The organism is Janthinobacterium sp. SUN211 (assembly GCF_030587315.1).
Classification (GTDB): domain Bacteria; phylum Pseudomonadota; class Gammaproteobacteria; order Burkholderiales; family Burkholderiaceae_D; genus Janthinobacterium; species Janthinobacterium kumbetense.
The window spans coordinates 480,067-491,455 of the sequence record NZ_JAPWIC010000004.1; the positions used below are offsets into that span (position 1 = coordinate 480,067).

Consider the following 11,389-nt stretch of genomic DNA (forward strand, 5'->3'; position numbering starts at 1 on the left):
CGCATAGGTTTCATGGGTGGCTACGATGCCAAGAAAAGCGCAACTATGCAAGGCACTTTCACATGCATGGCGTGGCCAATTCGGCTACAGTGCTGGATCGACCACCTGCCCTCGGGAGCCCTGCATGCTGAAAATTCTTGGAAAAGCCGCCTCGATCAATGTCCGCAAAGTCTTGTGGACGTGCGAGGAACTCGACCTGCCGTACGAACGCGAAGACTGGGGCAGCGGCTTTCGCGCCACGGACGACCCGGCCTTCCTGGCCCTGAACCCGAACGCAATGGTGCCCGTGCTGCTCGATGGCGACCTGGTGCTGTGGGAATCGAACACGATATGCCGCTACCTGTGCGCGCAGGCGGGCCGCGACGACTTGCTGCCGAGTAATCCCCGCGCCCGCGCGGAAGTGGAAAAATGGATGGACTGGCAAATGGGTGACCTCAACAATAGCTGGCGCTACGCCTTCATGTCGCTGGTGCGCCACAGCCCGGCACATCAGGATGCGGCCCAACTGGCGGCAGGTATTGCCGGATGGAACAAGATGATGGGCGTGCTGGAACAGCAGTTGCAGCGCACGGGCGCGTATGTGTGCGGCGAGCAATTTACCTTGGCGGATATCGTGCTGGGCCTGTCCGTCAAGCGCTGGCTGATGGCGCCCATGCAGCGCCCCGAGTATCCGGCCATCACCGCGTATCACGCGCGCCTGGAAGGTAAAACGGCCGTGTTTGCCGGTTAATCCAGTTCGATTGCCTCGACCGTGCCGCCGATGACGTAGCAATCGCCATCGCGGCGCACTTCCTCCAGGGTCGCCGGCTCGTCGTGCGCATACGTGCCGTCGATATCGACACACCACACGTCGCCAAAGCGCAACAGCTTCACGCCGCAGCAGATGCGGTTGATGAAGTTGCCCGGCGTCTTCATCATCAATTCCCGCACGTCACCCACCGTGATGGCGACTTTGCGCCAGATGTTGCCCTCCAGTTCATGATTCCTCGCGCACAACACGATGCGCACGCTCTGCACGCCTCGGGGTCCATATGCTTGCTCAAATGATACGAGCGCGCCATCGTCAAAACGGTGATATTGCGCAAAGATCTGCTGTGTTCTTTCCATGGATTCTTTCTCCTCCATAAAAAAACCGGCCCATTCAGGCCGGCTTTTTAATGCAGCAACGATTTAATTCGTGCACTGCTTGGCCACGCCTTCGGCTGGCGCAGGCGGCTCGATCAGCGGCATCAGGCTCGGCGCCAGCGACACCAGCAGTTGCACGGGCAAGGCGCTGGTGAAATCGTAGTTCTTCGATTCCGGCCCCCGCACATACGCCGTCATGCTGCCATAGAAGCGCTCGCCGATATTGAAGACGAACGTGGCCGAACGGTTCACATAGCGCGACTCGATCAGGCGGCCGCCGGCGCCATACACGTCGAAGCGCTGGTCGCCCGTGCCCGTCTTGCCGCCCATCGGGATCGGCACGCCGTCGGCGCCGACAAATGCCGTCTTCGCCCGTTTCGCCGTGCCGTCCGACACCACTTCGCGGATGGCCTTGGCGACAGCTTTCGCCACGTCCGGCGACAGCACTTGCTCCGCTTCCACCTTCGTGCCCCGCTTGGCCATGGTGTCGTACGGCGTATTGGCGGCGAAATGCATGGAATCGATGCGCACGCTGGGTTTGCGCACGCCATCGTTGATGATGATGCCCATCAACTCGGCCAGCGCGGCGGGACGGTCGGCCGAAGCGCCCAGGGTGGTCGCATACGACGGCACGAGCGAATCGAACGGGTAACCCATCTTCTTCCACTGGCGGTGGATTTCCAGGAAACCTTCCACTTCCAGCAAGTTGGCGATGCGGCGGTCCTGCGCATGCTTGCGGTGCGTATTGAACAGCCATTTATACACTTCCTGGCGTTCCTTTTCGCTGGCCGCCACCATCTGCGACAGGGTGGAACCTTCGTGCTGGCGCAGATACGCCACCATCCACAGTTCCAGCGGATGCACATTGGCAAGGTAGCCCCGATCGGCCAGCGACCAGTTTTCCATCGCATACTGCTGGTACATCTTGGCCACGCGCTCGGGCGGTACTTCGTTTTGCGACGGTAGATTGGCGTTGAGGAAATCGCCGAATTCCGCGACGGTGCCCTTCGGATTGATGGTGCGGAAGATATTCGCCAGGCGCACGGGTGTCGGGCGGATACTGGCCAACAGGATCTTTTCCTGCTCGTCCACGCTCTTGCCGCGGTACTTCTGGTAGAAGCGGTGCAGGAATTCGCGCCCTTCCTTGTCGGCAAAACGGCTCAGGTACTGGGCCCGGCGCGGATCGTCCGCGTCCGCCAGCAGCGAGGCCGAGGAATCGGGACGCGAAAACATGTAGTAGCGGGCCACGTCGCGCATCAGGCGCACGAACACCAGGTTGGTCGACTGGCGCAGCGCCTGCTGCACCGTCATGATGCGACTGTCGTCGAGCTTGGAGAAGTTGCCGAAATGATGCAAGCCGCCGCCCGTGAAGAAGCCTTCGCCTGGGTTGCCCGAGTATTTGCGTTCCATGGCGGCCGCCAGCATGGCGGGCAGATTGCGCGCCTCGCCCAGCGGCAAAGGTTTCAAATAAGCAATTGCCCACTGCGACAGCATGTCCTTCGGATCGACGGCAATCTTGCCCAGTTCGGCGGCGCCCATGCCGCTGTAGCGCTGGTGCAACTGGTCGATGATGTCCATATACGTCACCAGGGTGCGCAGCTTGGCCGTGGAACCGAGGTCCAGCTTGGCGCCTTCGTTGATGTCCAGCGGCTGGTCGTAGTTATCCGTCTGCACGCGCAGCAAGTTGGCTTGCTCGCCCTTTTGCAGCAAAGTAAAACTGTAGACCACATTGGCGGGGTCGCCATTGCCCAGCATGCCCTTGCCCGTCAAGCCGGCCGCTTTCGCCACTTCCGGGTCGCGCAGCTCGCGCAAGACCTTGGTGACGGCGTTTTGCGCCTGCGCATCGAGCGTGCTGACCACTTTCAGGTCGAGGCGGTCGAGGTTGTACAAACGGGGATCGCCCAGCATGCTGGCCAGGTGGTTGCGCACGGCATTCGAGGCCTTGCGCGTGACGAACGAGGTCGACGCTTCCGATTGCACGCCCGAGGCCGTCGACGGGCGCAGCTTCTCGGCGATGGCCGCATTGCGCAGCTGCGGCGAGATCACGCCCGCTTGCGCCAGCAGGCGCAGATGGCTGTTGGTCAGCTCTTCCAGGTCGGCGCCGCCTGCCACCAGGTAATGCGAGGGACGGCGCTGCGCGATCAGCAAGCTCAGCGCCTGCTTGTAGGCGAGCGCACTGCCCGGCTGGTCCATATTGCCTTTGAGCAAAATTTTCACTTCGGCAAATGGACGGCCATACCAGACCCACATGCCGTCGCCGATGCCGTTGACCTCGCCAAAGCCGCTCTTTGCCGACAGCGGCACGGTATTGAGGTAATTGACGACGATCTTGCGCCGCGCTTCCATGGTGTTTTCGCCATCTTGGTACGAGCGCAAGCTGGCCGACAGCATCTGCAGCAGCTTGTCCTGCATGGAACTGGTGCGGCCGTCTTCCGAATGGCGGTATTTTTCAATTTGCGTGGCCAGCGTGCTGCCGCCGCCGCCGCGGTGGCCGCCGAACAGGTTCAGCGCCTTGTCCAGAATCGCCTTGCTCAGGCGGTCCCATTCCACGGCCGGATTGCGCTCGGGCGTGCCCGGATCGAGCAATTCGCGGTTTTCGATGAACAGCAGGCTTTGCACGAGCGCGGGCGGCGCTTCGGCGAAGCCGTCGAACATGCGCTCGGGATAGCTGGCCGCGAACAGGGGTGCGGCGCGGCAATCGAGGATGCTCAATCCCGCGCGGTTTTTCTCGTGATACGTGGCAAAGATGCCCCGGTCGACCAGTTGCACCATTTTCGGCGACATGCGCGCCTGCGCCGTCACTTCATAGTCGCGCGCATTGAGCTTGCTAATAAAATCCGGCAAGCTGGCATAGCCGAGGCGCTCGTCATACGGGCCGTGCTGCGGATAGCGGATGGCGCCCGCCGGTGCGGGGCCGGGCTCGACCTTGAACGACAGCTGGCGGTCCAGGCGCGTGAAAAATTCCGCCTGCAGGGCCGAGGTGCGCACTTCGCGCATGACGAACCAGGCCACGCCGGCGATCAGCGCCAGCAGGATGATGGCAAAGATGGGCCAGATGCGCGAACGGCGCTTCTTCGGCGGGCTCGCCGGCGGCGGCGCCTCGGCAGCTGGATCAGAGGGGGGCCGCTCTTGCGCGGCCAGATTGACGCCTGTGTCTTTCATGGGATGCTGGGGTAAGGTTGGGTTTGGACGGCGCGGGAAATGCGGCAGCGATACCGCTCCGCGCAGGGTAAGACGAGAGCCAGCCAGGGCCGGTCACAACAAAGCTTGCTTAACATGATGTCCATACCGGTAAATCGAAAAAACACGCTACTGCACAGGCAGGCGACCCCGCGTTTGACACGCAAGGCCCCTGTTCACCATTCCACCACATCGGCATGAAAACGACTGACGAGCGCGCACAAAAATCTTGCTTCATTGAAGATTTTCGCAAAAAAACAACGTCTTGGAATGTACGCTTGCGTACATAGATGCACGGCGGGCTGGACGCCGGCAAAAAAGCCGCCGGCGCCGGGCTGGCTGCATGTCAGATGGTGGTGTATTCCGCCTGCAAGGTATCGAGTGCGGCGCACATCTGCGCGAAGGCGGCCGCCGCTTGCGCCGGCTCGCCCTTGACGCCCAGTTCGATATGCCGGCGCGTCTGCGCATCGCCCACGCTGGGCAAGCTGAAAACCTTGATCAACGGAAACTCCGCTTCCAGCCGCACCATCAGCGGCGTCAGCAGGGATTCGGCCGTTTCGTACACGAGCAAGGCATGTTCCGCGTGCGGCACCTGGTTGAACAGGTGCGCATAATGCGTGTCCAGCACCCATTCGATCATGGGCCAGGACATGATGGGAAAGCCCGGCACGAAGTAATGCTCGCGCACGGCAAAGCCGGCAATCTTGTTGTACGGGTTCGGAATCAGCTCGGCGCCTTCGACAAATTCCGCCATTTTCAGGCGGTGCAGGTTTTCCGGCGAGTTCAGATCGGCCGGCACGCCCGCCTCTACGCCCATTTCCGTGATGCGCTGCTGGATATTGATCTTGCCCTGCGGATGCAGCACCAGCGGCAAGCCCAGCGCATCGGCCGCCGCCTGGCGCGTATGGTCGTCCGGCGTGGCGCCGATGCCGCCGAAGCTGAAGACGATGTCGCCGCTGGCAAAGCTGCGCTTGAGCAAGGCGACCAGGCGGGCAGGCTCGTCGCCCACGTATTCCGCCCAGCTCAGCTGCAATCCCCGCGCCTTGAGCATTTGCACCACTTTCGGGAAATGCTGGTCCGTGCGCTTGCCCGACAGGATTTCGTCGCCGATGATGATCAATCCGATAGCCATGAAGCTTCCTCGTAGAATTCGATAAAAATACTCAAGCGTCCGCCGGCGCCACGTCGGTCATGCCGCGTACGCCCCGCAACCGCGACAGTGCTTCCAGGCAGTAATACTGGAACCACAGCCCCGTAAAGATGAAGATCAGCACGTACAGCCAGATGGCGAACGCCGCCAGGAAGGGGAAGAACACCACCGACATCGCGCCGCCCATCCACAGCAAGCCCGGCACGGCGCCGGCCGCGCCGGATACCATGCCGATGGCCAGCAGGGGCCAGCGCTGCGTGCGCATGATGGCGTGGCGCTCGTCCACGCTGGCGTAGTCGGCCATGGCGTCATACGCCATCACGCGGTAGGTCAGCCAGCCCCACAGCACGGCTTGCCCCGCCAGGGCGGCCGGCGGAAACGCGTACAGGGGCAGTAGGATGACCCAGGCGACGATAAAGAGTAAAAACGTGGCCAGCGAAGTGCCGACGCTGCCCAGCAGGCTGCCGCCATGTTTCTTTTCCAGCTGAGGAAAGTGCCGCCCGCCGATATGGCGGCCGATGGCCGGCATGGCGAACAGGCCCATGAAGATCAGCGCCGTCAGGATCATCAGCGGCAGCAGCATGAACATGGCGATCAGCGGCACGATCACGGCTTTCAGCACGCCCAGGCCGAAGGTGGTCAGCACCTGGCCGCTGGTGCGGAAGAAATCGTACTGCGTGAACAGCGCATGCAGGCTGTCGATCAGCGGCTGCAAGCCCACGTACAGCAAGCCGCCCCACAGCACCAGCGACAGGATGAACGGCGCCACGCTCAGCAGCAGTATCCTGCCATGCAATTGCGACAGGAAAGCACGGCCATACGAATTCAACACATTACGCATCAACGGCGTCCTTTTCGTTTAATTCTTGCAAATTCCACCATGCGGCGCAGGCCCAGCCATTGCTGCTGCCAGAAACCGCGGCCATAGTTGCGCCCCGGCCGGCCGACACCGTTGCTGTCGATGCGGGCCAGCTGGTCGCGCACGCCCGTGCGCGCATAGCCCGCCGAGAAATTCGCGGTGCCCAGCAGCATATCCCAAATCGGCAAGACCACGCCGAAGTTGCAACCACCCATGCTGCCCTTGCCTTTCGACTCGTGCCCCACGCCGATCGCGTGATGCGTGCGGTGGAAACGGGGCGAGATCAAGAGCCGCTCGCCGATGCGGCCGAAGTGTATCCTCACATTCGCATGCTGCAAGCTTTGCAAAATGCGCGAAATCGACACCAGCAGCACATACTGGCCCGGCGGCACGCCAATGCCGAGCGCCACCAGGGCCATCACCACGTCGCGCAAGAAGTCATCGAGCAAGTGATTGCGGTCATCGCTCCACAAATTCATGTTTTGCTGGCTGTGATGCAGGCTGTGCAAACCCCACCACCAGCCGAAATGGTGCGAGGCCCGGTGGTAGCAATAGTCGACGAAGTCCAGTATCACAAAATAAATGATAAAACTGAGCAAGGGGCTGATGCCGGGCAACAACGATTCCAGGTTCAATGGATGGATATTGTCGAAGCGCAAGGCGCCTGCCAATGCATCCATCAGCGGATCGAGCGTGAAGAAGACCACGACGGAAAACAGGCCGACGCGGTGCAGCACGGTATAGATAAAATCGTTCCAGCGGGCGCGCGGATCCGTCATCTTTTGCGCGGGAATCAAGGCTTCGAGCGGACGCAGCACGAGAAACAGCAGCACCAGTTCGCACAGGCCGATCAGCAGCCACTCCGTGCCCTCGAACGCTTCTTCCGTAAATTCGCCAAAGCCCAGGTGATATACGAGCGGGTTCACCACCGTCTGGAACAGCCATCCTTGCGCCGCGCCAAAGACGTCGACCACAGCATCGATGACGGGCGTAACGAAGCTGACGATGTCGGCGGCGATCATGGCTGGCCCTTCTTCCGCGCGTAGGCAGGATGCTCGCGCAGGGTGGCAAAGCAGAAACCTTTGTCTTGCAGGCCGGAAATCAAGGCGTCCAGGTTGGCCGGTGCCCACGGCTCCTTGCGCGACCAGATACCCATGTGTGCAATGAAAATGTCGCCGCTGCGCAAGTTCGCCAGGGCTTTTTTCAGCAGCGTGGCGTTTGGATACTTATCGCTGGGCAGCTCATCGCCGGAATACCCCGCCGGCGCCCAGCCCGCGTGCTGGTAGCCGCAGGCGCTGCCGGCCGCCAGGGTGCGCGGCGACGTGTAGCCGCCCGGCGCGCGCCAGAACGGGTCGAGCTTGCGGCCTGTCAGCTCCTGGAAGCGCGTATCGACGCGGCGCAATTGCTCACAGAATTGCTGATCCGTGAACGACGCCAGCTTGCCGCCATCCTTGCCGAACTGGGGCTTGACCTGGATCAAGCCGTTGGCCAGATCCTTCTTCCAGTACACGTGGTCAAACGTATGCGTGCCGAACGCATGGCCTTCGGCCACGCGGGCTTTCCAGTACGGCGCCCACGAGTCATCGAGCGAATAGTCGCCCCGCGTGGTCTTTTCATTGGCCAGGAAGAAGGTTGCCTTCACATGGCGCTTGTTCAGCACGTCGGCGATCAGCTGCGCTTGCGACTGGCTACCCGTGTCAAACGTCATGTAGATGGTGCCCTTGCAGGCGGCTGGCGCTAAAGATGCAGCTGGAGATGCGGCTGGGGCAGCAGATACGGCGGCAGGTACGGCAGCAGGTGCGGCGGCATGTGCGGGCGACAGCATGGCGCTGGCGCACAGCAGCATGGCGGGCGCATGGCCCGCGAAAATGAAGCGTTTCATCATCACCTGCTCATCACATGCGCGGCGAGTGGGTGGCGAAGTACACGCCATGGGGCGAGCGGCCCACCGGTATGGTCTTGATCACCTTGCGCGTGGTCAAGTCGATCACGGCCACTTTCTTGATCCAGCGCAACGTTACCCACATGGTCTTGCCGTCCGGCGTGATTTCCATGCAATCGGGGCCGCCCGGCACATTGATCGTGCCCACGTTTTCCAGGGTTTGCTGGTCGATGATGTTGATGGTGTTCGACACGCGGTTCGAGACGAATGTCATGCGGTTGTCGCCCAGCGCGCGGAAATTGTGCGTGCCGGCGCCCGCCTTGATGCGCTTGACGGTCTTTTGCGTGCGCCAGTCGATCACTTCCACGTAATCGCTGCCCATGATGCCCACCAGCAAATGCTTGCCATCGGGCGTCATCGTGATGCCGGCCGGCGCCGGGCCGACAGGCATGGTCCATTTCACCGTTTGCGTGGCCAAGTCGATGGCGCTGACCTGGTTGCTGCCCTGCTGCGTAATGAAAGCCATGGTGCTGTCGGCCGTGAACGCCATATGGCTGGGCAACTTTGGCAGCGGAATGCGCTTGGCCAGGGTCAGGTTCTTGCCGTCATAGCGGTACAGGTCGATACGGTCCAGGCGCAAGGAGTTCGAGATGAACCATTTCTGGTCCGGCGAAAAGCCGATCTGGTACGGGTCGAGGATGTTGCTGATGCGGCGCTGGATCTGGCCCGACACGGGGTCGAGGAAAATCAGCTCGTTGCCGACGGAACTGGCGACGATCAGCGACTTGCCGTCCGGCGTTTCCATCAGATGGTGCGGTTCCTTGCCGACGGCAAAGGTGGACAGGGGAGCATAGGTTTTCTGGTCCAGCAGTTGCACCGTAGCATCACGGGAATTGAGCACCACCACCACTTCGGCTTGCGCCGTCGATATTGCGGAAACCAGGCACAGCGAGGAAAAAACAAGGCGGCGTAGACTGCGGAACATGGCAAAAATCACTGTTAAATACAAAACATGCATTTTACGTGGAACACTGTATTTATTGTGTGAAATCCCCCCTTAAATGCTGCCGGCAGCCACACATCGCAGTAATTTCCGTTTTTTCCCCGTCCCAGGCCTGGAATGGCGCTTTGCAACTCATTGCTCTACAATCTGAAGCTTTCATCGCCTACACAAGGATAATCATGACCACCACCACTACCGCCTCCGGCCTGCAATACATCGACACCACCGTTGGCGAAGGCGCTGAAGCGCAAGCCGGCAACAATGTTGTCGTGCATTACACGGGCTGGCTGCAAAACGACGACGGCAGCGCCGGCGCGAAATTTGACTCGAGCAAGGACCGCAACGATCCATTCGAATTCCCGCTGGGCGCCGGCCGCGTCATTCAAGGCTGGGACGAAGGCGTGCAAGGCATGAAAGTGGGCGGCAAGCGCCAGCTGATCATCCCGGCAGCACTGGGCTATGGCGCACGCGGCGCCGGCGGCGTGATTCCTCCGAACGCCACCCTGATTTTCGACGTCGAACTGCTGGGCGTATAAGCACCGACTCCGCAGCGCTCAAGCGACTGTACCGACGCCGCCCCTGTTCACGCAGCGGCGGCGTTTTTGTTTTGAGTGTGTCCTCTAATGCACGGCGCGCTTTTTTCACTATGATGTCAGGCACTGCAGCACGCACGGTGGCCACTCCGCCGGGCCTGCCGCACTTTTCCAGCGATTCCATCAGCACACAGGAGCCATCATGAGTTTACAAGAGCAATTCGAACAAGCGCAGCTCGATTCCAAGACCCTGTCCGAGCGTCCGGACAATATGACCTTGTTGAAAATCTACGCCTTGTTCAAGCAAGCGTCGAGCGGCGACGCCACGGGCGAGCGTCCTGGCATGACCGACTTCGTCAACCGCGCCAAGTTCGACGCCTGGGCGGCCCTGGCCGGCACCTCGAAGGAAGAGGCGCAACAGCAATACATCGATCTGATCGAAGACTTGAAGGATTAAACCTGAAAACGCCTGTTTTGCAGAGAAACAGGCCGAAAATGGCTGAAAACTCACCAAAAACCACAAAAACAGGCTGAAAATACAAAAGTGGCTACCAAATCGGTAGCCACTTTTTTTACGCCTATCTCAGCCGCAAACTTACTTTTTCGCCGCCGCCAGCGCTTGCGCGATCCAGCCGTCAAACGTCTGCTGATGGAACTTGATCCAGCCAGCCGTGTGGCGCGCGATATCGGCTTGCGTGTTTTCGCCGCGGCGCATGCGCTCGTTCTGCGCATTGATGTCCGCCACGGGCAATTGCATCACTTCGAACAGCTTGGCCGCGGCCGGATTCTTCTCCGCCCAGGCCTTGTTCGACACGATGCGCGCCGTGTTGACGGCAAAGCCGTAGTCGCTGCCATCGTCGAGACGGGTATTCACCTTGTCCGGATTGGCCGAGAACGGCACTTTCAGCCAGACCACGTCCTTGCCCGGCACCAGCACGCCGCTGACCCAGTACGGCGTCCACGTGTAGTACAAAATTGGTTCGCCGCGCTTGTAACGGCCCAGGGTGTCGGCGATCAGGGCCGCATAGCTGCCCTGCACGTGCGTCACCGTCTTGCGCAATTTATACGCATCCATGTGGTTCTCGATCAGCGCTTCGCAGCCCCAGCCTGGGTTGCAACCGGTCAAGTCGGCCTTGCCATCGCCATCATGGTCGAACAGCTTGGCCAGGTTGGGATCGCGCAACTGGTCGATATTCGTGATGTTGTACTTTTCCGCCGTCGCCTTGTCGATCAGATAACCTTGCGCGGCAGGCCCCGCATACTGGCCCGTGCGCGACAGCTTGGCGTCGCCGCCCGCATTGTTATAGAAATCCTTGTGCATCGGGTCCCAGTGCACGGCCATGAAGGTGGCGTCACCGTTGGCAATGGCAATATGCGCCGTCGGGTATTCCACTTCCTTGATCGGCTGCACTTCGTAGCCCAGCTTTTCCAGGGCCTTGTCGACCAGCATGGTCTGGAAGGTTTCTTCCGCGATCGAGCTTTGCAGCGGCTGCACCTTGACGCCCTTGCCGGGCAGCGCATCGGCAGCGGCGGCCGGCGTCTGCGCCATGGCCAGGCTGGTGGTCAGGGCCATGGCGGCGATCGCCAGGGCGGAAAACAGCTGGAACTTGCGTTGCGATTTTTGCGTCACTTTAAAATTGTCGATTTGATGCATGTG

The 11,389-nt window shown here is 61.0% G+C and carries 11 protein-coding genes; 3 read left to right on the forward strand and 8 right to left on the reverse strand.

Annotation, left to right across the window (positions count from 1 at the left end):
- Positions 1-124 precede the first annotated feature (124 nt).
- Entirely contained in the window at positions 125-730 is a 606-nt protein-coding gene (locus tag O3301_RS16915) for a glutathione S-transferase family protein (RefSeq protein ID WP_305056942.1), read from the forward strand.
- Here O3301_RS16915 and O3301_RS16920 read toward each other — a convergent pair.
- The 7 genes from O3301_RS16920 to O3301_RS16950 form a co-directional block, all read right to left on the reverse strand.
- Positions 727-1,107 (reverse strand): hypothetical protein, encoded by a 381-nt coding sequence (locus O3301_RS16920; protein WP_305056943.1) that lies wholly within the window; start codon positions 1,105-1,107, stop codon positions 727-729. The genes O3301_RS16915 and O3301_RS16920 overlap by 4 nt on opposite strands.
- Positions 1,108-1,170: 63 nt before the next feature.
- Positions 1,171-4,287, reverse strand: coding sequence for a transglycosylase domain-containing protein (locus tag O3301_RS16925; protein WP_305056944.1), 3,117 nt, complete (start codon positions 4,285-4,287; stop codon positions 1,171-1,173).
- Positions 4,288-4,651: 364 nt separating this feature from the next.
- Complete coding sequence (locus O3301_RS16930; RefSeq protein WP_305056945.1) at positions 4,652-5,437, reverse strand: molybdopterin-binding protein; 786 nt, start codon at positions 5,435-5,437, stop codon at positions 4,652-4,654.
- Positions 5,438-5,468: 31 nt separating this feature from the next.
- Complete coding sequence (locus O3301_RS16935) at positions 5,469-6,296, reverse strand: EI24 domain-containing protein (protein WP_099665319.1); 828 nt, start codon at positions 6,294-6,296, stop codon at positions 5,469-5,471.
- Positions 6,296-7,336, reverse strand: coding sequence for a sterol desaturase family protein (locus O3301_RS16940; protein ID WP_305056946.1), 1,041 nt, complete (start codon positions 7,334-7,336; stop codon positions 6,296-6,298). Before O3301_RS16940 ends, O3301_RS16935 begins: the two co-directional genes overlap by 1 nt.
- The gene (locus tag O3301_RS16945) at positions 7,333-8,199 is read right to left on the reverse strand and encodes a polysaccharide deacetylase family protein (RefSeq protein ID WP_369812204.1); all 867 of its coding nucleotides are present in this window, start codon (positions 8,197-8,199) and stop codon (positions 7,333-7,335) included. Before O3301_RS16945 ends, O3301_RS16940 begins: the two co-directional genes overlap by 4 nt.
- 10 nt (positions 8,200-8,209) lie before the next feature.
- Positions 8,210-9,181 (reverse strand): beta-propeller fold lactonase family protein, encoded by a 972-nt coding sequence (locus O3301_RS16950; protein ID WP_034760259.1) that lies wholly within the window; start codon positions 9,179-9,181, stop codon positions 8,210-8,212.
- Positions 9,182-9,378: 197 nt separating this feature from the next.
- On the opposite strand from O3301_RS16950, the gene O3301_RS16955 reads away from it, so the two are divergent.
- Both O3301_RS16955 and O3301_RS16960 read left to right on the forward strand, forming a co-directional pair.
- On the forward strand, positions 9,379-9,735 hold the full coding sequence (locus O3301_RS16955) for an FKBP-type peptidyl-prolyl cis-trans isomerase (RefSeq protein WP_034782471.1): 357 nt from the start codon (positions 9,379-9,381) through the stop codon (positions 9,733-9,735).
- 199 nt (positions 9,736-9,934) lie between these two features.
- Positions 9,935-10,189 carry an acyl-CoA-binding protein gene (locus O3301_RS16960; RefSeq protein WP_034782468.1) on the forward strand — a complete coding sequence of 85 codons (255 nt, stop codon included), beginning with the start codon at positions 9,935-9,937 and terminating at the stop codon, positions 10,187-10,189.
- 138 nt (positions 10,190-10,327) lie between these two features.
- Here the strand turns inward: O3301_RS16960 and proX are convergent, their stop codons facing one another.
- Entirely contained in the window at positions 10,328-11,386 is a 1,059-nt protein-coding gene (gene proX / locus O3301_RS16965) for a glycine betaine/L-proline ABC transporter substrate-binding protein ProX (protein ID WP_099665321.1), read from the reverse strand.
- Positions 11,387-11,389: the final 3 nt, after the last annotated feature.